Origin of the sequence: Riemerella anatipestifer (genome assembly GCF_009670965.2) — a bacterium.
Classification (GTDB): domain Bacteria; phylum Bacteroidota; class Bacteroidia; order Flavobacteriales; family Weeksellaceae; genus Riemerella; species Riemerella anatipestifer_B.
Genome location: NZ_CP073239.1, coordinates 1,641,933 through 1,664,814 on the forward strand (window position 1 = coordinate 1,641,933; position 22,882 = coordinate 1,664,814).

At 32.7% G+C, this 22,882-nt stretch carries 21 protein-coding genes and 1 pseudogene; 17 read left to right on the forward strand and 5 right to left on the reverse strand.

Translation table 11 applies throughout. From position 1 onward, the window contains the following. The first annotated feature begins 10 nt into the window (after nucleotides 1-10). The 9 genes from D1J36_RS07550 (at nucleotide 11) to D1J36_RS07590 (ending at nucleotide 10,358) form a co-directional block, all read left to right on the forward strand. Nucleotides 11-802 carry a hypothetical protein gene (locus tag D1J36_RS07550; RefSeq protein WP_154137970.1) on the forward strand — a complete coding sequence of 264 codons (792 nt, stop codon included), beginning with the start codon at nucleotides 11-13 and terminating at the stop codon, nucleotides 800-802. Nucleotides 803-1,009: 207 nt separating this feature from the next. Continuing rightward, entirely contained in the window at nucleotides 1,010-1,345 is a 336-nt protein-coding gene (locus tag D1J36_RS07555) for a helix-turn-helix domain-containing protein (RefSeq protein ID WP_079206381.1), read from the forward strand. A 27-nt stretch (nucleotides 1,346-1,372) separates the two neighbouring features. Continuing rightward, on the forward strand, nucleotides 1,373-2,602 hold the full coding sequence (locus tag D1J36_RS07560) for a primase-helicase family protein (protein ID WP_154137971.1): 1,230 nt from the start codon (nucleotides 1,373-1,375) through the stop codon (nucleotides 2,600-2,602). Between the two features lie 406 nt (nucleotides 2,603-3,008). Continuing rightward, nucleotides 3,009-3,458 (forward strand): plasmid mobilization protein, encoded by a 450-nt coding sequence (locus D1J36_RS07565; RefSeq protein ID WP_092736831.1) that lies wholly within the window; start codon nucleotides 3,009-3,011, stop codon nucleotides 3,456-3,458. Next, entirely contained in the window at nucleotides 3,451-4,260 is an 810-nt protein-coding gene (locus D1J36_RS07570; RefSeq protein WP_154137972.1) for a relaxase/mobilization nuclease domain-containing protein, read from the forward strand. The genes D1J36_RS07565 and D1J36_RS07570 overlap by 8 nt, the downstream gene beginning before the upstream one ends. A gap of 5 nt (nucleotides 4,261-4,265) precedes the next feature. Then, the gene (locus D1J36_RS07575) at nucleotides 4,266-4,934 is read left to right on the forward strand and encodes a hypothetical protein (RefSeq protein ID WP_154137973.1); all 669 of its coding nucleotides are present in this window, start codon (nucleotides 4,266-4,268) and stop codon (nucleotides 4,932-4,934) included. A gap of 43 nt (nucleotides 4,935-4,977) precedes the next feature. Then, on the forward strand, nucleotides 4,978-8,037 hold the full coding sequence (locus tag D1J36_RS07580) for a type I restriction endonuclease subunit R (RefSeq protein WP_154137974.1): 3,060 nt from the start codon (nucleotides 4,978-4,980) through the stop codon (nucleotides 8,035-8,037). Nucleotides 8,038-8,090: 53 nt separating this feature from the next. Next, nucleotides 8,091-9,716 (forward strand): HsdM family class I SAM-dependent methyltransferase, encoded by a 1,626-nt coding sequence (locus D1J36_RS07585; RefSeq protein ID WP_154137975.1) that lies wholly within the window; start codon nucleotides 8,091-8,093, stop codon nucleotides 9,714-9,716. 6 nt (nucleotides 9,717-9,722) lie between these two features. Beyond that, a complete protein-coding gene (locus tag D1J36_RS07590) occupies nucleotides 9,723-10,358 on the forward strand; it encodes a restriction endonuclease subunit S (RefSeq protein ID WP_252339368.1) in 636 nt (211 codons plus the stop codon). Here D1J36_RS07590 and D1J36_RS07595 read toward each other — a convergent pair. Continuing rightward, nucleotides 10,320-10,916, reverse strand: a complete 597-nt coding sequence (locus tag D1J36_RS07595) for a restriction endonuclease subunit S (protein ID WP_154137981.1) — start codon at nucleotides 10,914-10,916, stop codon at nucleotides 10,320-10,322. The two genes, D1J36_RS07590 and D1J36_RS07595, sit on opposite strands and share 39 nt — an antisense overlap. Nucleotides 10,917-11,067: 151 nt before the next feature. On the opposite strand from D1J36_RS07595, the gene xerA reads away from it, so the two are divergent. From xerA to D1J36_RS07620, 5 genes are all read left to right on the forward strand, one after another. Further along, nucleotides 11,068-12,054 (forward strand): site-specific tyrosine recombinase/integron integrase, encoded by a 987-nt coding sequence (gene xerA / locus D1J36_RS07600; RefSeq protein WP_154137977.1) that lies wholly within the window; start codon nucleotides 11,068-11,070, stop codon nucleotides 12,052-12,054. Between the two features lie 138 nt (nucleotides 12,055-12,192). After that, nucleotides 12,193-13,314 (forward strand): Fic family protein, encoded by a 1,122-nt coding sequence (locus D1J36_RS07605; RefSeq protein ID WP_154137978.1) that lies wholly within the window; start codon nucleotides 12,193-12,195, stop codon nucleotides 13,312-13,314. Nucleotides 13,315-13,325: 11 nt separating this feature from the next. Beyond that, nucleotides 13,326-14,069 (forward strand): DUF3800 domain-containing protein, encoded by a 744-nt coding sequence (locus D1J36_RS07610; RefSeq protein WP_154137979.1) that lies wholly within the window; start codon nucleotides 13,326-13,328, stop codon nucleotides 14,067-14,069. Further along, nucleotides 14,066-14,569, forward strand: coding sequence for a hypothetical protein (locus D1J36_RS07615; RefSeq protein WP_154137980.1), 504 nt, complete (start codon nucleotides 14,066-14,068; stop codon nucleotides 14,567-14,569). The genes D1J36_RS07610 and D1J36_RS07615 overlap by 4 nt, the downstream gene beginning before the upstream one ends. A 145-nt stretch (nucleotides 14,570-14,714) precedes the next feature. Further along, on the forward strand, nucleotides 14,715-15,899 hold the full coding sequence (locus D1J36_RS07620) for a restriction endonuclease subunit S (RefSeq protein WP_252339369.1): 1,185 nt from the start codon (nucleotides 14,715-14,717) through the stop codon (nucleotides 15,897-15,899). Nucleotides 15,900-16,130: 231 nt separating this feature from the next. Here the strand turns inward: D1J36_RS07620 and D1J36_RS07625 are convergent, their stop codons facing one another. Both D1J36_RS07625 and D1J36_RS07630 read right to left on the reverse strand, forming a co-directional pair. After that, nucleotides 16,131-16,709, reverse strand: a complete 579-nt coding sequence (locus tag D1J36_RS07625; protein WP_154137982.1) for a pyruvate decarboxylase — start codon at nucleotides 16,707-16,709, stop codon at nucleotides 16,131-16,133. Nucleotides 16,710-16,842: 133 nt separating this feature from the next. Then, a complete protein-coding gene (locus D1J36_RS07630; RefSeq protein WP_154137983.1) occupies nucleotides 16,843-18,345 on the reverse strand; it encodes an APC family permease in 1,503 nt (500 codons plus the stop codon). 199 nt (nucleotides 18,346-18,544) lie between these two features. Here D1J36_RS07630 and pnuC point away from each other — a divergent pair, with 199 nt between their 5' ends. The 3 genes and pseudogenes from pnuC to D1J36_RS07645 all read left to right on the forward strand — a co-directional run bounded on the left by pnuC (nucleotide 18,545) and on the right by D1J36_RS07645 (nucleotide 19,944). Further along, nucleotides 18,545-19,213, forward strand: a complete 669-nt coding sequence (gene pnuC / locus D1J36_RS07635) for a nicotinamide riboside transporter PnuC (RefSeq protein ID WP_154137984.1) — start codon at nucleotides 18,545-18,547, stop codon at nucleotides 19,211-19,213. A gap of 3 nt (nucleotides 19,214-19,216) precedes the next feature. After that, a complete protein-coding gene (locus D1J36_RS07640) occupies nucleotides 19,217-19,453 on the forward strand; it encodes a hypothetical protein (RefSeq protein WP_154137985.1) in 237 nt (78 codons plus the stop codon). 1 nt (nucleotide 19,454) lies between these two features. Further along, a pseudogene (locus tag D1J36_RS07645) lies at nucleotides 19,455-19,944 on the forward strand (PepSY domain-containing protein). A 265-nt stretch (nucleotides 19,945-20,209) separates the two neighbouring features. Here D1J36_RS07645 and D1J36_RS07650 read toward each other — a convergent pair. Further along, nucleotides 20,210-20,596, reverse strand: a complete 387-nt coding sequence (locus tag D1J36_RS07650) for an HU family DNA-binding protein (RefSeq protein ID WP_154137986.1) — start codon at nucleotides 20,594-20,596, stop codon at nucleotides 20,210-20,212. A 93-nt stretch (nucleotides 20,597-20,689) separates the two neighbouring features. Further along, nucleotides 20,690-22,282 carry an FISUMP domain-containing protein gene (locus D1J36_RS07655; protein WP_154137987.1) on the reverse strand — a complete coding sequence of 531 codons (1,593 nt, stop codon included), beginning with the start codon at nucleotides 22,280-22,282 and terminating at the stop codon, nucleotides 20,690-20,692. Nucleotides 22,283-22,882: the final 600 nt, after the last annotated feature.

Below are 22,882 nucleotides of genomic sequence, written 5' to 3' on the forward strand. Positions count from 1 at the left end.
AATATAGAATATGATACAAGAGAAACATTTGATTTTGGGAGCAAAAGAGTTGGGACTTATCACATCAATATTAGCAACTACCATACCCATTATGGTAAAACTGGAACTGAATAAAGAAAGTGTTTATATGACTATCTTCGTGTTTATACTATCAATGGTCTTTTTATATTGTAATTTTCAACTTTTTCTTTTAGAAATTTTTAGATTTGTTAAAAGGTTGAAAGAAAAATCCAAAAAATCAATTAAGGAACTGGGAGATAAAATAGCTGAAAGTAAAAAATATTTTTTAAATAAAGAAAACATTTCATACCAACTTGTAAAGGCGGAAATTCCTATTGTAAATATTTATAATATGAGTTGTCCAAGCCTTCAACAGCCTAAAAAAGAATTGATTGAAAAACAAACTGAGCCAACAGAAAAACAAGAAAAAGCCATAGAATACACTCAAAAAGTTTTTGAAAATCACATAGAAAATCCCCAAGATTTGGAAAATTTTTACAAAGAAATCATTGCCTATTCTAACGGAAAAACAGATTTTTCAAATTCAAAATCTATAATAGTAAAAGATTTAACAAATTATGATTTGTATCATTTTGGCTGGAATATTTGGAATCATTTCAAAGTTGGAAAACAGGAAATTATAGCCAATTTCTTGCAGAATATTTTCACTGAAAAATTAGGAAATCAAACAGAAAGTACCATAATAAAACATTTACGCGATGATGAAAAAAAGGGAAAAATCATTTTACTGAAAGATATTACTAAATTTTCACAAAATAAATTGTTGTGCTTTTTGATGTGATACAATGTGTTTTATGTTTTCACATAAAAAATTATGAAAAAGAAATAAAAATTAAAACTACTAATGATAATTAGGAATTAAGCACAAAATTAAACACCATTGATGATAAAAAACAATGTGTTTTTAATAATGTGATGATGTGTTTTTTTAATCACAATTAAAATACATCATAGTTTTGCGGACATAATTTTGAAAATTAAAAATATTATGAATGCAAACGAAATTTCATTTGAAAATCTGCCAAAAGCAGTTGCCTTTCTATCTCATCAGATAGAAGAATTGAAAGTTATTGTAAAAAGTAAAGAAGCTATTGAAATCAATAACAAGAAAATTCCCATAAGCATAGATGAAGCCTGTGAGATTATTAAAAAGGCAAAACCAACAGTTTATACATTAGTACGAAAACGACAAATTCCACATTATAAAAATGGGAAAAAACTCTATTTTTATGAGGAAGAATTGCTAGAATGGATTGCAAAAGGCAAAAGAAAAACCATTCAGGAAATAGATGAAATAGTATTTCAAAACCGAAAAAGGGTTTAAGTAATTTTAATCTAAAAGTATATCAAAATGGAAAAATTACTTTTGCCTTATCTTCGTGTGGGCACGACTTACTATAAAATCATAGAACGCCCTCAAATCTCTGGTGATAAAATCACTTCACTGGTGAAGTGGTCAAGGGAAACTATTGTTCAAGACCACAGCAAGAAAATCATTTACGATATTCCGAAATACGACGGCTTTTGTTGTATTCCCAATCATTTGAAATATCAAAAAACGATTGAAAATTTCTATAATATTTACAATGAAATTCCGCATCAGCCGAGTGTTTCCAGAGTTTCAGTTGATGAAATTCCGTTTTCTATTTCTTTTCTGCAACATATTTTCGGCAGTCAAGTGGATTTAGGACTGGATTATCTGAAAATCCTATTGGAAAATCCTACTCAAATTCTGCCTATTTTATGTTTGGTCAGCAAAGAAAGAGCCACTGGAAAAACTACTTTTCTTAAATGGCTCAAAGAAATTTTTGGATTGAATATGACCTACATCAAGGGCGATGCTTTTGGTAGTCAGTTTAATTCCGATTGGGCTTCAATGCTTTTGATTGCGATTGATGAAGTCTTTTTTGACCGAAAAGAAATTACCGAACGGCTGAAATATCTTTCCACTACCAATAAAGATAAATTAGAAAACAAGGGCAAAGACCGAGAAGAAATTGATTTTTTCGGGAAATTCATTCTTTGTTCCAACAACGAAGACAATTTTATTCAAATTGATGAAAATGAAATCCGATTCTGGATTCTTAAAATCAATCCAATAAACTCCGAAAATACAGAATTTTTACAAAATTTAATTTCGGAAATTCCACAATTTTTAAGTTTTTTAATTCATCGGAAATTCCATTCTGAAAAGAAAAGCAGAATGTGGTTTTCGCCTGATGAAATCAAAACCAAAGCTCTGCAAAAATTAGTGTTCAAAAATGGGAATAAATTAGAAGCCAGGATGGTGGAACTCCTTTATGAATTTTTTGAGAGTAATGAAGTTCAAGAAATTAGCGTTGTGCCACAAGATGTTCTCAATATGCTCAATAGAATGTTTCGGCAACTGAATTTTTCTCGTAATGATGTACGAACGATTTTGAAAGACAAATGGAAGTTAGAACCGCAGAAAAGTGGATTGACTTACATTCGCTATGACATTGATTATTCAGGAAATTTCTACGAAAACAATGCGGTGGGAAGATACTTCAAAATTTCCAAAAATTTTATTCTTGAAAAATATGTTGATTTGTTGAATTAAGTTTTAATGTTTTAAAAATCAATTCAATACAAAATCAACAAAAGTCTCAACAAATTTTAAGACCTATTATTTTGTTGAGTATTCGTTAAATGGAAAAAATCAACTTTGTTGAATTGTTGAAAATATGTTGAGGTATTAAATCCTTATCAATCAAAATATTGTAATAAAAACTCAACAATTCAACGAAAAATAAGGATTTTATCATACGGAAATACTGATAAAATGTTCTGCTTTTAATTGTTGGCGTTAATTTTTTCTTTTCAAAAGATAAAACACAATCCTTTGCCACGGAGTTAGTGCAAAAAGTACCCATTGTTTACAAAAAGCGTGGGCTTAATGTAAAAATGGAACTTTTTGGTTTTTTCCTATCGTCAAAAACATTTGCTAACCGCTAAAAATATGAAAAATGAAACAAAACTTTTTAACCCAATTTATCACGAAAATTCAAGAAGAACAAGAGCAAAAAAATGCAGAAGAAAAGAGGAAAAATCATTTTAGAACGATTGGGAGAAAAGGAGGTTTAGCCAAGAAAAAATCAGCGGTTTTTTCTAAGACTATCTCAGCAAAATTGACCGAAAAAGAGTTTCAAATCATCAAAGAAAAAGCCGAAAAACTAAACCTTAAAATCTCCAAATATGTGCGATTGATTTTAACTGAAAAAGAACTGAAAATCAATGAATATAAGACAGATGAAGTACTTCTTTCTTACGGAACTCATTTTAATAGAATAAGCAATTTATTGCGAAATCGTGAATTTTCAAATTTGGAAAATAAAAATGAGATTTTACAGGAAATTATAAATACTACCAATTTGATTTACAACTATCTATATCAAAATAAAATCAGAGATGAATAATTCTGCCACTACAAGAAGAATTTCCAAAATCGCTTTGGAATATAACGGAAACGATAAAGGTACAGCTGAGATGGTATATTCTAATAATTTATTATCAAATACAGCTGAAAATCAATATAAAGAAATGAAAGCCATTGCAAACCGAAACAAAAATGTAAAGAATTGGGCTTTAACAGGATATATTTCGCCTGAAAGAAGCAAAGAAAATGAAGTTTCTGATGAAGTTTTGGTAAAATTAACCTTAAAAGCCTTACAAAAAGTAGGAGTTACAAAGGATAATCAAATTCGGTTAGATATTCATAATTCTACCAAGCATAAGCATATTCATTTTGTGGTAAATAGAGTGAATACGCACGGTATCAACACTATAAAATCCCATAAAATTGGCGAGAATTTTGGAAAAGCTGTAAGAGAAATTTGCACAGAAATGAATCTGAAAACAGATGTAGAAATCAGCAAAGAAAAGAAAGAGCAAATGCTTGAAAATTTGCAAAATTCCCTAAAAATAGCTACTGATTTTGATGAATTGATTGAGAAAATGGATAGAAGAGGTTATAAAATCACTTTGTCAGAAAATGTAAAAGTAGGCGTTTCGGGAATGCGGATTGTAAGACATTCGGACATCAATACGGAAACGAAGCGAGAATATTTAGCAGGATACAAACTTTCGGAGATTACCAATAATTTGAAAATCAGTAATATAAAAGAGATTTTAGAGCAAAATAACGCTAAGAAAATTAGGAGAGATAAAGAATTAGAAATCAAAGAAGAATTACATAAACCCAATAGAAGAAAATTTTAATAAAAATGGAAAATAAAGAAATAGATGACGGCTTGGAATTGCTGAAAAAAGTGATAGAAACCAATGAAGAAAATATTGATAATAACTCGCGGATATTAATGGCTTTTGAAGATTTATTGAATTTATTAGGGGAGGCTGAAAGCACATTAAGAGGAGCTTCTTATACTTTGGAAAACTCCAAGAAAGTTCTTGTGAGAACGAGCCATATACTAGAAAATACTCCAAAAACCTTTGAATTTAAAGCATCAAAAGAAGAACTCAAAGCACGGGAGCGATTTATTCATTCTATTCCCAAAAGTATTGAGGTTCATATTCCTGAAAAGTTAGAAAAAGACCTGATATTGCTGAATAACACTATATCAAAAGTAAATGGAAAATCTAGTGTTTTCAAATATTCTATTTTGGGAGGAATGGGGAGTTTGATTTTATCTATAATATTGCTGGGAGCTAGCGGATATTTTACTCAAAAATGGTATGCTGAAAGTATTAAAACTAAGGAAGAAATCAGGAAGGAATTACTAAAAGAATTTGAGAATAAAGGTAAAGGAATTTATGATGTGAAATCTTATGAAAAATTGCAATATAATACAGATTTGGTTAATAAATGGATTGAGAAATATCCAAACGATGCAGATAAGTTTCTACGCTTTAAAGAGGGCTATGAAACAAGGTAAAATTCATTATATTTGCTTTGTTTTTAATTTTTATAGATAACTGATGAATTTCACAGAAGACTCACGCGTAAAAATTCCTGCTATTCTACATTTAGCAAGATTAGGGTTTGAATATATTCCTCGAAATCAGCATTCACTTCGTAATGAGAGAAACAATATTTTCCCTGATATTTTCAAGGATAGTATCCAGAAAATCAATATCAATATGAGTGATGATGAAGTGGGTAGGTTGTTGGAAGATATTGCGGTGTCATTAGAATTTGATGATTTGGGGAGAGATTTTTATCAGCGTTTGACTTCTTCAAGTAGCGTAAAGCTCATCGATTTTGAAAATTTTAATAACAATTCTTTTCACATTACTACGGAATTGGCTTATAAAAGTGGTGAGGAGGAATTTCGTCCTGATATTACGATTTTTATCAACGGACTTCCGTTGGTGTTTGTAGAGGTAAAGAAACCCAATAATCGTGAAGGTATTATCGCGGAAAGAAACCGAATGAACCGCCGTTTTGGAGCCAAGCATTTCAAAACTTTTGCGAATATTACCCAATTGATGGTTTTTTCCAATAATATGGAATACGAAGATGGCACCACAGCACCTATTATGGGAGCCTTTTATGCAACTTCGGCGTATGGGAATATCCATTTTAATTATTTCCGAGAAGAAGAAATTTTCAATTTAACCCATATTTTAAAACCTGAAAATTCAGAATTTGAAGATTTTATTTTGAAGGATAATAACATTCCGCAAATAAAACATTCTCCTGAATTTAAGGAAAATAAAGACCACAATACCCCTACGCATCGGTTGCTTACCTCTTTGTTTAGTAGGGAACGATTGGCTTTTATGCTAAAATACAGCATCGCCTATGTGAGAGAAGAAAACAAAGAAACTGCCCAGCAGGAGTGGCAAAAGCACATTATGCGTTATCCACAAGTGTTTGCTACCTTGGCGATTGAAAAGAAACTAAATGAAGGTATTCATAAGGGGATTATTTGGCATACGCAAGGTTCTGGGAAAACGGCATTGGCGTATTATAATGTAAAGTTTTTGACCGATTATTTCCAGAAAAAAGGCATTATTCCTAAGTTTTATTTTGTGGTGGATAGGCTGGATTTAGCCAATCAAGCTCAGTCGGAATTTGCAAAACGCGGTTTGGAAGTCAAAAGAATTAACTCTCGCCGTGATTTTGTAGAAAATATGAAATCTACCAGCGTGGTAATGGGAAGTGCTGGGGGAGCAGAAATTTCGGTGGTGAATATCCAGAAATTCAGTGAAGAAAGCGTGGCTTCGGAAAAATTAGATTACGATGTGAATATCCAACGAGTTTATTTCATTGATGAAGCCCACAGAAGTTTCAATCCGAAAGGAGATTATTTTCTTAATCTTCTAAAATCGGACGAAAAAGCCATAAAAATTGCTTTAACAGGTACACCTTTGTTGAAAGAAACCGCTAAATTATACGATTCCAAAACTCTTTTTGGTGATTATATTCACAAATATTATTACAATAAATCCATTGCTGATGGCTATACGCTTCGCCTTATCCGTGAAGAAATTGATACCGAATACAAAATAAAAATGCAAGAGGTAATGGAGCAGATTTCGGTGAAAATGGGTGAAATAGACAAAAGCACTATTTTCTCTCATCAGAAATTTGTTTCGCCAATGTTGGATTATATTGTGAAGGATTTAACCGAATTTCGGGAGCGAAACGCTGATAGTTCCCTTGGGGCGATGGTGGTTTGTGATAGTTCTGACCAAGCCAAAGAATTATATCATCAATTTACAGAAAAATATTCTAAAAGTGAAGTGATGAATCCCTATGCTCCACAGAAAGCATCGGTTATTCTTCACGATGTGAATGATAAAATCACACGAGAGGGTGAGATTAAGGATTTCAAAAATGGGAAAATTGATATACTTTTCGTGTATAATATGCTTTTGACAGGTTTTGATGCCAAGCGATTGAAAAAATTATATTTGGCTCGGGTGGTGAAAGACCATAATTTATTGCAAACACTTACGCGAGTAAATCGCCCATACAAAAATTATCAATACGGTTTTGTAGTAGATTTTGCCGATATTTCCAAGCAATTTGAAAAGGCAAATTATAATTATTTGGAAGAATTGAAATCCGAATTGGGCGATGAAATGGAACATTACTCTAATCTTTTCAAAACCAGAGAAGAAATAGAGCGAGAAATTGCCGAAGTAAAGGAAATTTTGTTTCATTATAATACACAAAATAAAGAGATTTTCAATTCTCAAATTAGTGAAATTACGGATAAAGAACAATTAGCATCGCTTTTAAAACAACTTATCAATGCCAAAGAACTTCGGAATATTATCCGTTTGCAAGGCGAGGAAGATTTGCTTAAAAATGCAGATTTTGCTCTTTGGTTTGATTTGTTAAAAATTGTCTCGGCACGAATGGAAATCTTGAAATTTGCCGAAAGTGCTGAGCAGGGACAAACCATTGAAAATCTTCTGAATGTAGCATTGGAAGATGTGTATTTTCAGTTTGTGAAAGTCTCGGAAGAGGAGTTAAAAATAGCCGATGAATTACAAGAAAAACTCCGCAGGACGCGTGAGGAAATGCAACGAAATTTTGACCCAAAAGACCCAGAATTTATTTCACTTCGGGAGGAATTGGAGCGGATTTTCAGAAATAAAAACTTACAAGAAACCACCCAAGAAGGAATGCAAGAACATATTGTGATTTTGGATAAAATCTACAATAAAGTTAAGGAAATTAACCGAAAAAATGCACTTTTAAAAGAAAAATATAAAAATGATGAACGCTATGTGCGTATCCATAAGGAATTAAAAAGCAATCAATTAAAAAACGAAAAAGAAAGCCAAATTCACGAGGCACTTTTGGCAACCAAAGAAATGTTGGATGAAATGGTTTTAAGAAGTAGTCATATTTTGAGCAATACAGAATATTTTACGCAAGAGCTTATTAATCAAATTATTGTTAATTTTATGGATAAACATAAAATCATCAAAGAAGAAGATGAAAACGCATTTTTGGGCATACAAAATATTGGAAATTTGATTTCTGCAGAATACCAAAACAGTTGGAAATCTTGGAGATAATTTTTTATAAATTGAAATTAAAAGCAAATGAATGCTTCATAAAAAACTAAAAAATGACGGATATAAAATACATTACCGAAACTAAAAAACTTATTGACGACCTAAAAAGCGTATGTGCTAACTATGGTCTGGGCAACGATGGAAATGAATTCAAAATCATTTCTCAGGTGTTTTTGTACAAATATATGAACGATAAATTTTCCTATGAAGTAAAGCAAATGAGCCCAGAATTGGCTTCTGCGGAAAATTTTCAGAAGGCTTACGAGGAAATGCCCGAAGTAAAAAGGCAATTTCTGTTGGCTCGTTTGGGGAATAAAGCCCCGCATTTAAAGCCCGAACAACTACTCTCGCATTTGTTTAATAATTCTAATCAGCCCAATTTTTCGGAAATTTATTTTGATGGAACGTTGAGAAACATTAGCCAAGAAAATATCAATTTATATTCTATCAAATCTACTTCTGGGGCAAAGGATACAATGTTTGATGAACTGAGTAAATTCATTACCGACCCTTCGCAACGCGATAATTTCTGTAAAGCATTGGTGAATAAGTTGGTGAATTTCAGTTTTGAAAAAATGTTTTCGGAAAAATACGATTTTTTTGCAACCATTTTTGAATATTTAATCAAAGACTACAACTCGGATTCTGGCGGAAAATATGCCGAATACTATACACCCCACGCGGTGGCTCGGATTATGGCGTCTATCTTGGTAGGAAAAGAAGAAGATGTTAAAGATGTTAAAATCTACGACCCATCGGCAGGGTCGGGGACTTTGTTGATGAATATTGCTCACGCCATTGGAGAGAAAAATTGCACGATTTATTCCGAAGATATTTCGCAAAAATCCAGCAATATGCTTAGGCTAAATTTGATACTCAATAATTTATCGCATTCCATTCCTAATATTGTAAAAGGGAATACCATTTTAGAGCCTTCGTATCTGAATACAAAGTTCGATTATATTGTTTCCAATCCGCCATTTAAGTTAGATTTTTCTGATTATAGAGATAATTTAGACAAAGATAGCAACCGCGGACGATTTTTTGCAGGAATTCCGAATATTCCTAAAAAAGACAAGGATAAAATGGCTATTTATTTGCTTTTTATTCAGCATATTATGTATTCGCTCAGTGAGAAAGGTAAGGCAGCAATAGTAGTACCTACGGGCTTTATTACGGCACAAAGTGGTATTGAAAAGAAAATTCGCCAGAGATTGATAGATAATGGCTGGCTTCGCGGAGTAGTGAGTATGCCGAGTAATATTTTTGCCAGTACAGGAACTAATGTTTCGGTATTGATTTTAGATAAAAATGCAGATAATGAGCATATTGTGTTAATGGACGCTTCTAAATTAGGGGAAACCATTAAGGAGGGAAAAAACCAACGCACGGTACTAACGACAGAAGAAGAGCAAAAAATAACCGATGTTTTCAATGAGAAAAAAGCGGTGGAAGAGCTATCGGTAGTGGTAACCGCCGAAGAAATAAAAGCGAAAAATTATAGCTTTTCGGCAGGGCAATATTTTGAAATTAAGATAGAATATGTGGAAATTTCTGCTGAAGAATTTGCCCAGAAGATGAATGAGTTTGAAACTACACTAAAAAATCTCTTTGAACAAAGCAATCAATTGGATAAAGAAATTTTAGAAAATTTTAAAAAGTTAAAATTTAAAGGGTAATTGGGAATGAGTGATTATATAAATATAAATACTTTTATAGAAACAGATATTTCTGGGGATTGGGGAAAGGAAGAAGAAGATAAAAAACATAAACTCAAAGTTTTTTGTGTGAGAGGAGCTGATATAAATAGTCTGAATATGGGAAATTACAAAGAGTTTCCTATCAGATTTGTACAAGAAAAAAGTAAAGATAAATTTCTGAAAGAAGAAAATATAATTATTGAAATTTCGGGAGGAAGTCCCACTCAATCAACTGGGAGAGTAGCTTTTTTAGAAAATGTAGATAAAGATATAATTTGTTCTAATTTTTGTAGAGCTCTACAAATCAAGAAGGAATTTTCAGCGAAATATGTATTCTATTTACTTCAAAATATTTACAAATCAGATATATTTTTCAATTTTGAGAGTAAAACGAGTGGGATAAAAAATTTATTATACAATTCAGCATTTGAAAACATTAAAGTTCCCAATAGAGATTATGCAATACAGGAGAAAATTGTGATGACTCTGTCATCAATAGATAAAAAAATCCAACTTCTCCATCAGCTAAATGATAATTTAGCACAATGCCATAAAAAAGAGACCAAAATTTTGGTCTCTTTTTTATTCTATTTCTATTTGTCCATTCATAAGCATTGGTAGAAGAGTGTCGCGGAGGGATTGTAGGTGGTGGATTTGTTTAGTATTTAATTTTACTTGTTTATCCCAATTATTTACAATTTTTTCAAAATTTTTCAAAATTTCTTTTGCAGGATAAGATAATTTTAAATTATATAAATCATCTTTTGTTAAAGAACCAAATGTTGTACCTATGAAATTCAAATAGTCAAATTTGTACTTAAAATATTCTATTTGATAAATCAAAAATGAATTAAATCCATCTTTCGAATTGATCGCACATAATCCTCTACCAATACAGCATCGTTCTATTGCCAAATTTATGGTGCCAACAGGAGCTCTCACACTTAATAAAATATCATTTTCTTCTGCAAATCTTGTTGGTTTTGTTGTATAAACTCTATTTAAGGGAAATCTCCAACCAAAATCCGTAGAGCCTTGGAAAAATATAATTCCTTTTTTATTTTCATTATATGAAGAACCTTCAGGTGACTGTCCCATAGTAATGTTTGCAATTTCATAAAGACTTTTCATCTCCCACTCCTCTGGAATTTCTCGTTTTAGGATTTCATTATAAACCATTTTTCCACCACTAGATTTATAAGGTTTTCCGTTTTCATCGGGAAAATCAAATTGTACAAACCAATAATCATAGATAGTCTTAGCTAATTGTGCTAAATTATCATTTAGCTAAAAAAAATCGTTCTTTTGCGGATTTTAATTTTATCTAAAAATGAAAGAGCTTTTTAAACAAAAAATCCTTAGTCAGATGAGTGATAGTTTGAATTTCCAACAAATGGAGTTATTAGAATTTGTGCTAAGACAAAATATTGAATCTCTCAATATCAGCGATTTAACAGAAAAAGCATTAAACGAAACTCCCATTAATTTACTTCATTCTTTTCTTTCTGCAAAGAAAATAGAAGGTTGTTCTGAAAAATCTCTGAAATACTATTTCTCCACCATTGAGGCACTTCTCAATAAATTAAATAAAAATATTAGTGATATTTCTACCAATGATTTGAGATTGTATCTGTCTGATTACCAAAACAAAAACAACAGTAGCAAAGTGACTATTGATAATATTAGACGAATTTTTTCCAGCTTTTTTTCGTGGTTAGAAGATGAAGATTATATCTTAAAATCCCCCGTTAGGAGAATCCACAAAGTAAAAACAGCCAAAACTATTAAGGAAATTTTAACCGATGAAGAGATTGAAAAATTAAGAGACAACTCTCAAAATATCAGAGATTTATCTATTATTGAAATTCTTTCTTCCACAGGAATGCGTGTGGGAGAATTGGTAAAAATTAATATAAAAGATATTGATTTTCAAGAGCGTTCGTGCATTGTTACAGGAAAAGGAAACAAACAACGAGAGGTATATTTTGATGCCCGAACAAAAATTCATCTTTTGGAATATATCAACCAACGGAAAGATAACAATGAGGCTCTTTTTGTATCTCATTCAAAACCTAATAAAAGACTTACTATCAATAGTATAGAAACTATTTTGCGAAAATTGGGAAAAAAATGTAACATTAATAAAGTGCATCCGCATAAATTTAGGAGAACTCTCGCTACAATGGCTATTGATAAAGGAATGCCAATAGAACAAGTACAGAAATTACTGGGACATACCAAGATAGATACCACAATGCACTACGCAATGGTGAATCAAATCAATGTAAAAATGGCTCATCGCAAATTTATTAGTTAGTTATTTTTTTCAAAACCATCTTCATTATTGTAATTTTATAGAATTAATTTTCAATAATATTTTTCATATTGAAAAAAAACATAAAAATTTTCAATAACGATTTTTTTGTTGTAATTTTGCTCAAAATATTTTCACGCAATGGAAAATTTCAATTCAGGGCAATATATCAACCAAGGTTATTATAAAAGTTTTCAACCAGAATTTATCCATAGAGACTGGAATATTCTGGATATGAGTATTTTACAACTTCTTAGTAAAGCTGATAGACATTTGGGAAGGCTGGATATGTATTCGCATTATGTAAATATTGAATTATTTATCAAAATGCACATTGCCAAAGAAGCCACGCAATCTTCCAAAATAGAAGGTACACAAACCAATATGGAAGAGGCTTTTTTGAAAAAAGAAGAGATTAACCTTGAAAAACGAAATGATTGGGAAGAGGTTCAAAATTACATTTCGGCAATGAATGAGGCGGTGAAACTTTTGCATACGCTTCCATTTTCATCACGGTTGATTAAACAAACGCATAAAATTCTTCTACAAGGTGTGCGTGGCGAACATAAACACCCTGGAGAGTACCGCACAAGCCAAAACTGGATTGGAGGAGCGTCCATTTCTGATGCAGTTTTTATTCCGCCTGTGCATACAAGTTTGAATGAATTGATGTCGGATTTGGAAAAATTTGCCAATGATGAACTCAATCCATTGCCTGATTTGATAAAAATTGCTCTTATTCATTATCAATTTGAAACCATACATCCTTTCTTGGACGGAAACGGGCGTGTGGGCAGACTTCTTATTACCCTATATTTGGTAGATAAAGGTATTCTAAAACAGCCTATTCTCTACCTTTCAGACTTTTTTGAAAAACACCGAACACTATATTATGACAATCTAATGCGTGTAAGAACGCATAATGATTTGGGGCAATGGCTTAAATTTTTCTTGACAGGTGTGATTGAAACTTCTCAAAAAGGAGTGGAAACTTTTGACGGAATTTTACAACTTCAAAAAAACATTGAGTTCAAAATAAAGGAATTGGGCACGAAAAGTAAGGATGCTAGCAAAGTGATAGAATATTTATATCTCAACCCAATCATAGACGCCCAAAAAGTGGCAGAAATCACAGGAAAAACCCTACGAACAGCTTATAATCTAATAGCAGAATTAGAAAAATTAGGCATTATTAGAGAAATTACAGGAGCTTCTCGTGGGAAACTCTATGTTTTTGAAGATTATATGAATTTATTTAATTAATAAAGATAAGGATGAATATTATAAATATATACTGTGATGAAAGTTGTCATTTACAAAATGATAAACAAAAAGTAATGGTTTTGGGAGCGGTTTCTTGTCCTGCTGAAAAAAAAGAAGAAATTTTTAAAAGACTTTTAAGTTTTAAGAAAAAACATAAGCTTATTCCCAAAAACAAAAAAAATGAAAAGGAAAATCGTTCGTATTATGAACTGAAATGGAATAAAGTTTCTCACTCTAAATTAGACTATTACAAAGATGTTATCAATTATTTTTTTGATGATGATGATTTGAGCTTTCGGGTATTGGTTGTTCCAAATAAAAATGAATTAGACTGCGAAAAATTCAATCATACTCACGATACTTTTTATTATAAAATGTATTTCGGAATGCTCAAAGCTATTTTAAGTCCTGAAAACTCGCATTGCATCTACATTGATATAAAAGATACACGAAGCAGAGAAAAAGTACATAAATTAGAGCGAGTTCTTAGAAATGATAAATATGATTATCAAAAAAAAATAATCAAACGCGTGCAACAAGTCCGTTCGCACGAGGTAGAAATTCTCCAACTTACTGATTTGCTTATTGGTGCTGTGAGTTATATCAATAGAGGATTAAATACCAGTCAAGCTAAAAATGAACTCATAGATTTAATAAAAGAGCGATCTAAATATTCTTTGATAAAATCTACTTTGTTGAAAGAAAAGAAATTTAATATTTTCATTTGGGAATCTCAAAAACCTTATTTTTTATGAGTTTGAATACAGAATTAATTTTTCCCAATTTAATTTTATTTGAAGAATATAAAGGGAATTTCAAAAAATATTTTGATGTGATATACAAAATATTTATCAATGACTTTCTACTAACACAGCCTTTGTATAATGGAATGAAAGTTTTTGCTCAAAAAAAGCCAGAAGTAGATGGTATCCATAGGACATTTTATCACATTACACATGAGGGGGAAGATGAAAAGAATAGAAAGCCAGATTTTAGAAGAATGGAACGCATACAATTTCCTAAATTTGTGATAGAAAATTGCGAACATAATGATTTTTTAATTTGGGAAAAAGTTGTTGGAAGAGATAATAGAGTTCATATATTGAATGAAAAAGAAAGATATTTAGTTGTACTAGCCGAAAGAAAAGGATTTTATTTATTTTGGACAGCATTTTATATCAAGGATAATGAACAACATACCATAAATAAGAAGAAAAAGGAATATGAAGCCTATAAAAAAGCCAAAACCGCTTAGCGAACTAAACGGTTTCTAAACTCCTTTAACACTTACTTAATGGTTACTGAGCTGGCGCAAAGGTACAACAAATTTTGAAATAAATAATATTTTTGTTCCATTTTTTAGAACAAAAAATTAAAATATAATTTTTAAACATTTAAAATTGAAAGATTGGATAAAAACTACGATAGGTGAATTTATTGATTTTAATCCTTCGGAAAAGTTACAAAAAAACACAATTGCCAAAAAAATTCCTATGGATAAATTAGGAACTTTTGAGCGAAAAATAAAAGGATTTGAATTATCAGAATATAAATCGGGACCAAAGTTTAAAAACGGAGATACGCTCTTAGCTAAAATTACTCCTTGCTTAGAAAATGGAAAAACAGCTTTAGTGGATATTTTAGAAGATAATGAAATCGCTTTTGGCTCTTCTGAATTTATTGTGTTGAGAAACAATGAATTATCAGATTATAGATTTGTATATTATTTAGCAAGAAGTCCTTATTTTAGAGAAAAAGCCATTAGTTGTATGGAAGGAACTTCTGGAAGAAAAAGAGTTAACGAAGGAACTTTAAAAAATCTAAGCATCAATGTTCCACCACTCACTACTCAGCAAAAAATCGCCAAAATTCTTTCGGATTTAGACGATAAAATAGAGGTTTTAAGTCAACTAAATGATAATTTAGCACAATTAGCTAAGACTATTTATGATTATTGGTTTGTGCAATTTGATTTTCCCGATGAAAATGGAAAGCCCTATAAATCCAGTGGTGGAAAAATGGTTTATAACGAAATCCTAAAACGAGAAATCCCTGCGGAGTGGGAGGTGAAGTCTGTGGGAGAAATATTGAAAAAGAACAAGCCTACTATAAAAATTAATGCTAAAGATTATTTATTATTTGGAAAAATACCGGTTATAGATCAAAGTATAGATTTTATTTGTGGATATACAAATAAAATAGAAAGTCTTATTGAATCTTCTGATATTCCTGCTATCATTTTTGGAGACCATACGAGAATTCTAAAATTGGTGGATTTTGATTTCGCAAGAGGTGCTGATGGTACCCAGATCTTATTTAGTAATAATAAAAAAATGCCTCAATACTTATTATATCATTCTTTATTAAAAATAGACTTATCAAATTATGGTTATGCTCGCCATTTTAAATTTTTGAAAGAACACAAAATCTTACTTCCAAATGATAGAATTGCTGAAAAATTTGTTGAAAGGGTCAAAATACTTCATAAAAAAATTAAAACAAACAGAAATGAAATCCATCACTTACAAACCCTTCGCGATACCCTATTACCAATGTTGATGAATGGACAAATAGAAGTAGAATAAAAAAGAGACCAATGTTTGGTCTCTTTTTTATGGCATTGTGCTAAATTATCATTTATTACAAAATTTAAAATTATCTCATTTTTGTACCACTATACATTTAAGTTATTAATAATCAAATGATATTATTTTTGAAGAAGAAAATAATAGTTGATTGTATATTCAACAAAAGAAAAAGGGAACTCGTTTAGAGTTCCCTTTTTTACTATATAAATAATAGGAGAGTAATTCTTTTTATAATTTTTCTTCGGAATTTAGCTTGTGGCGTCTGATTTCTTTATTCATCTTTTTTAACATACCTATAGTCCCTATTTTTACGGAGTTTTCAGCATTTCCCAGTAATCTAGCATTTCCTTTATAAGTGTCATAAGAAGTTTCAATGATAAAATTTCCTTCTGCGTCATAAAGTTTAGCACTTACAAGCACTTGGTTAGAAAAAACATAGCGTCCGAAACCTACTTTAAAATACTTTACTTTTGGGATTAAAGCCACCTCAGCATTATTATTAAGGCAGATTTCTTTGATATACTCAGTATCGATATTATCGTAAGACATAGCACAATCTACTCTTACAATTTTACCACTGTTTTTGTCTTTTAAAAAATCGCTTGCGGCACTATAGAATGCATGATAGGTAGGAGCATATATTTCAGGGATTTCAGGCACGACGAGTGGATTAAAATAAACCACCTTTTTTACTTTTTTTATTTTGATATTCTTATTCAGGTAGCCAAGGCTATCTCCCCAAGCTGTACACCCAACAGTACAAATAAAAAAACTAGATATACCTATTAAAATTAGTGCCTTTTTCATATATATATTATGCTACAAATATACTCTTTTAAAGCTCATTGGTGCAATACCTTAAGTTAAGATTTGTGTCTACATTATATAATCATAAAAAAAGAGCCTTTATTTAAAGACTCTTTTTTATTGAAATTGAATTTTATTCATATTCATCGTAACCACCATTATTCAGTACAGAGTTGCGTCTTCCGTAGAGGAAGTAAACCAAAATACCAAATATTAGCCAACCTATCGCCATATAGATAGCAGAGGTTTCTAAATTCCAAATAAGATAAATGTTGGTTAAAATCCCTAGACTTGCTATCACAGGAAGCATAGGTGTTTTAAAATCTCTTTTAAGTTCAGGTTTCTTAACCCTCAATAACCAAACTGCAAAACAAACCATCGCAAAGGCGAAAAGTGTCCCAAAACTACACATATGTACCAAAGTACTGATTGGTGTAGAAGCGGCTACTGTTGCTACAATAGCACCTACTAGCAGGGTGTTTTTATAAGGTGTTTTTCTTACAGGGTGAATATCTTTAAACATTTTTGGGAGTAGTCCATCTTTTGCCATGCCTAAGAAAATTCTAGACTGACCAAGCATCATTACTAATAGAACAGAGATAAGACCTACTGTTGCAGCCACTGTGATGAGAATTACTGCCCAACTCATTCCTGTCGCTTTTTCAAAAGCAACGGCAACAGGTGCAGTGAGTGCATCAGGTACAGAACCAAAATCTTTATAGTTCATCATTCCCGTAAGGACTAACGACATTAGTATGTAAAGAGCCGTACACACCAAAAGTGAGGTGATGATAGCAAAAGGAATATCTTTTTTAGGGTTTTTAGCTTCCGCTGCTTGGGTAGAAACAGCATCAAATCCAATATAAGCAAAAAATACGGCAGAAGCTCCTGCTATAATGCCTGAAATACCATAGGCTTTACCGAGGTGTCCATCGGCTTGTTTAATCAGTGTTTCTTCAGGAATAAAAGGTGTAAGGTTATCCATATTGATGTACAATGCCCCAACAATGATAATGAAAACTACTACTGAAGTTTTTAATAAAACAATCATATTATTAGCTCCAGCAGCTTCTTTAGTGCCTCTCACTAAAATAGCGGTTACTAATAGTACAATAAGAAAGGCAGGGAGGTTAAAAGCAAAAGATGGTTCAGTTAAGCCGTGGTTAATTGCATATTGTTTGGCACTAGCAAAATCGTTAGTGAGATAGTAAGGTATTTCTATGCCTATTATTTTTAATAATTTATTAAAGTAGCCCGACCAAGACACAGCCACTGTCATAGAACCCATAGCGTATTCTAGCACAAGTCCCCAGCCTATAAGCCATGCGAAAATTTCACCAATAGTACCATAAGCGTAGGCATAAGCAGAGCCTTCCACAGGAAGTAATGAGGCAAATTCAGCATAGCATAAAGCTGCAAAAATACACGCTATCCCAGCGATTACAAATGAAAGTGCTAGGGCAGGACCAGCATGATAGTAAGCTCCTGTACCTGTAAGTACAAAAATACCACCACCTATAATGGCTCCCACTCCAATAGCGGTAAGACTCCATTTTCCAAGAACTCGTTTGAGTTCACTTTTTTTCATATCAGCTTCGTAGGCACCTATGGGTTTTTTCCTCCAAATATTAGACATAGTTTATTGGGTTAAATTTTATTAAACATTGCGAATATAAAACAAATTAGCTTAAGTAGCTTATCTTTATAATAAAAATAATGAATGATAGATGCGTTTTAGCTGATTTTAGTTTTAAGTAATTGATATTTTTTTAATCTGTTTTTTGATGATTTTTAAACGACCATAAAGCTCAATATTTTGTACTATATTTGGGGCTATGAATTTTGAGGAGCTTTTTTTGAAACCTTACGAAACCTATGCGACTTACCAAATCGTTCTAGAAATGGTAGCTAGTATTTTTGGGTTGTTGAGTGTTTATTTTTCTATGAAGAAAAATATTTTGGTGTATCCTACGGGCATTGTAAGTACCATTATCTATGTTTATCTATTGTTCAAATTTGGGCTTTTAGGAGATATGATGATTAATTTCTACTATACCGTTATGAGTATTTATGGTTGGATATTATGGTCTCAGAATTCAGTGGATAATGTTTATATTCAAGCGACTAAGGCTACGGCAAAAGATTGGTTAATATCTGTGGGGCTATTTGTATTGAGTGTGGTTTTGGTAGGAATTATCTATTACTTTAAACCCTATATAGACCAAAATTTTTCTATGGAAGGCGTTGAATTGGGTTGGTATCATCTAGATTGGATGAACTGTACCGACATTGTAACAACGGCTATATTTTTAGTAGGGATGTGGCTGATGGCGAAAAGGAAAGTTGAGAACTGGCTGTTTTGGATTTTGGGAGACCTTATTAGTGTACCTATGTATCTCTATAAAGGTTTAGGGATAACCTCAGTACAGTATTTTATATTTACCATATTAGCAATTATAGGGTATATAAAATGGAAAAAAAATATTTCAGTTGAAAATACATAGTTTATGAAAATAGTACATATAAAAGCGAATGATTTTTTTGAATTACTAAAGTTAAAAGATGTTTCTATGTGGGATATTTTTGCCCAAATGATAGATGGCGAAGAAAAACAACTTCAGTTTATGGATAATAACAGTGAAGTTTTGTTTTCCTATAATCTACCCACCGCAACGGAACAACTACAGGAAGATAAAGCTATTTTCTCTAAACAATATGCCGAAAAACTAGCTCAGAGTAACTAATATATTTTTCTTTTTTATATCCGTTTCGGGGCTTCTGTTGGGTTGGAAAAAGCATAGTGGTGGGCTTATTCTGTCTAAATCCTACAAAGGGTACTTCCACCGAACTCAAAGACTGGCTTCCGTTGGACAGTCTGCACCGTAATGCTTGTAAAATATTGCACGATTCTATTTCGCCAGACTTATCTCTTGAGTTGGATAGGATAGATGTCCGCAAGGATAAGGGTATGGTAAAGTTTGTATTCAGCCATCATTTTTTGGGCGTTCAGCTTGATGGTTCTACGGGAAAGCTATTGCATATTGAACGGAGGCGGTCGGATTATCTTGAAAAAATCCACGATGGTTCTATTATCGACTTTTATTTGGGAACCGATGGCAGTCTGTTTAAACTAATATACACCACCGTCATAGGGATTGCTCTTTTGATATTTACGATTACAGGCTTTTGGCTTTGGTATGGTCCTAAAAGAATGAGAAAGACTGCCAGACAATAGTAATAACATAACTCCCACGCTTATAATAAATCAAGGCTGGTTCTACACAGAATCAGCCTTGGTTTTATCTAAAAGGAGGCTTCTAATTGGTAAAGAAGAAGCCTCTTTTTAGACAAAAAGAAGCTTCCTTTTGTAACCCCTATGGCTAGGGACTTTCCGAAGATAGGTTAAGTAGGCTAAAAAACCTGCGCAGGTTTCATCAAAAACTACCGCAAGTTTCAAGAGAAACCTGCGGTAGTTTTTTAAGGCGTATAGATAAGGCGGGTTACTTTGCTTTTTCAAAACCTGCCGCCGTTATACTATCTAAGATGCGTTTACCGGGGCGATAGTTTACGCCTACCGATTTAATGAGACTTTGATTAAAATCTTTCTCTGTAGCCGCTCCGCCACTGCTAAGGGTAGGATAGAGGGTACCTAGCTTTTCTAAACGAACTATATAGCCATTGGCTAAGGCTTCTTGGGCTACATTTTCTAAAGCAACCAATACCCCTTTGATATCCGCCTCACTTAGAGCAGAGAATTTTTCTATTTGTTTTACCATATCGTCTATGGTGAGCTCACCTGCACTTACAGCTTGGGCATACCATTTTTTAATGCCACCACCTGCTATCCCAGGCTGTGGTTTTTCTACTACTGTGAATTTTACTGGCATAATACTTTTATTTTTATGGGTTATACTTTAAGTTTATTTATCTTATATATAAGGAAGGTGTTTTATCTTTTTGTTTTTTTGAGCTAAGTCCGCTTAGTTATCCTTAATGCAACGAACTCCAAAAGAAGAAGTCCAATTATCAACATTTCCCACAGTGACTTGATAACTATTAAATATTAGATTTATAGCATTGGTACCATAGCCATACTCACTACTCCACAACCAACCGTGTTTGCTCTGTTCATATAACCCTCCATTGCTGTCACGAGCACCACTCACAGAGAGGCGAAGAACCGTCTCTTTCCAAAATACATCGGTATATAATACTTCCCCACGATTAGTTCTTCTACCTATGATACCATCCTGTAAAGTCAAAAGTTCATTGTATATAGGTACATGATACCCCGAAGGACAAGGGTTAGTCTTACCTACACCTGAAGATTGCCATAAATTATAAGATCCTGAACTAGCCAATGAACTATTTACCCAACCACTAGAAATAAGTTTGTTAGACCCTGCATCCGTCCAAGAATTAGATGAAGTAGAAGTAATTCCATATTTAGAAATCCCACTTGTGGAATTCGTCCAATTGATAAGCTCATGTCCATCAGGCTGCCTTTGCCACTGGAAAAGTGAACCATACGCCCTCCAATCTTTTTTAATCTGTTCAGCAGAGGGCGTATCTAAAACTACCGCAATATTGGTATTATTTGGGTCTAAAGCTCCCGCTTGATAAGCTGGGTTAAACCATGGTGAATCTACTTTAGCATAATCTGCACCTAGGTTATTGTTTAGCCAAATTCTACCATCGGGTCCTTGGATTGGAAGATAGACAAAATTATGCTCCTCTACATCTTCTCCATAGCCAACACATTGCAATGTGGTTTCTTTAAAACATCGGTCAGGAACACCTGTAAGGGTTTGTACTCTGAGTGTGGTGGTACTGCTCCCATTTAAACTAATGGTGTAAGCATTCGCATTGCTAATAACATTGCGGTATATGCCATCTTCTGGAGCTAGGGCAGGGTAGTAAGTAGCCCCACTTACATTTTTCAGCTTAGCAGGTATAGTACCCGATGACCCTGTAAAGTTACCCGCTGGGTAAGACAACTTAAAATCTTGCATATAACCACTCTCATTTTTTAGGGCTAAGGTTTGTTCGTAAGCTGTATAAGCTCCATTAGCAGGCTGTGCATCGCTGTAAGGAATATTTACTATTATTTCCGCTCCAGCAGCTATTCCTACATCTTGTAAACTACTCCCCTGTAACAAGTAGTTTTTTCCTTTATTTTTAAAGATAATCCACTTAATATCTTGTACCACTCCTAGAGTAGCTGTAGCTGGGGCAAAGGGATTACTCACTTCACTACCTACATTCGTATTGGTACAAGTCCACTCGTGTACCCCATTGATAAAGCCTCGGTACATCTCTATGCAGTTTTTTTCCTTATTGTAAATAAGAGTCCCCTTTTTGGTGCTAGGCGAAAAAGTAAGTCTTTCTTCCGTTGTAAATTCAGGGAACAGCACCCCTTGAGGATACCCCTTGGGCAGAGTATTTAATTCTTTTCTAGAAATTTCCAAAGTAGCTTGGGGCGTATTGGTATTGATGCCCACTCTGCTTCTGTAATCTTCTTGGGCGTTCAGCACCAAAGGCAGAAACACCGCGCATAACAAAGTTTTTTTCATAAGATGTTATAGTTTAATGTTTAAAGTTCAATGTTTAAGGGTTTAAAGGATTAAAGGTTAGATATTGGATATTAGATTTTAGAGGTTGGAGGTTTAGCTGTTCAAAGTTCAAGGGTTCAAAGTTTAAAGTTCTGGGTTCGTAGCTCAATAGCTCCGATGATTCCTTGAATATTTGAACTTTAAACCTGAAACCAATGAGAAAACGCCTTCCCCCTCTAAACACACACAAAACGAGGAGGAAGGCTAAGACAGAGAGAACAGAATATCCTCTCTGTATGCTAGAAGCCCCTAACCAAAACAACCCATTCAGCTTATGAAAAAGACGGACTTCTAGCGGATATTTATGAAAACAAAACTTAGAGTGTGCTAAACACAAAATACCCCTAACGGAAGCTAGAGGAATATTATTTACAATTGATGATAAAAATTTAGATAAAAAGTGGTATAATACGCGTACGCACGCAACTATTCTTCTGTGTCTTGCTGTGTGTGTGTGTGTGTGTGTGTGTGTGTGTGTGTGTGTGTGTGTGTGTTTACGAAATTATTTGAGATAGCCAAATAATTTTGCAACTTTTTTTTACTTTTTTGTATATGGTTGGT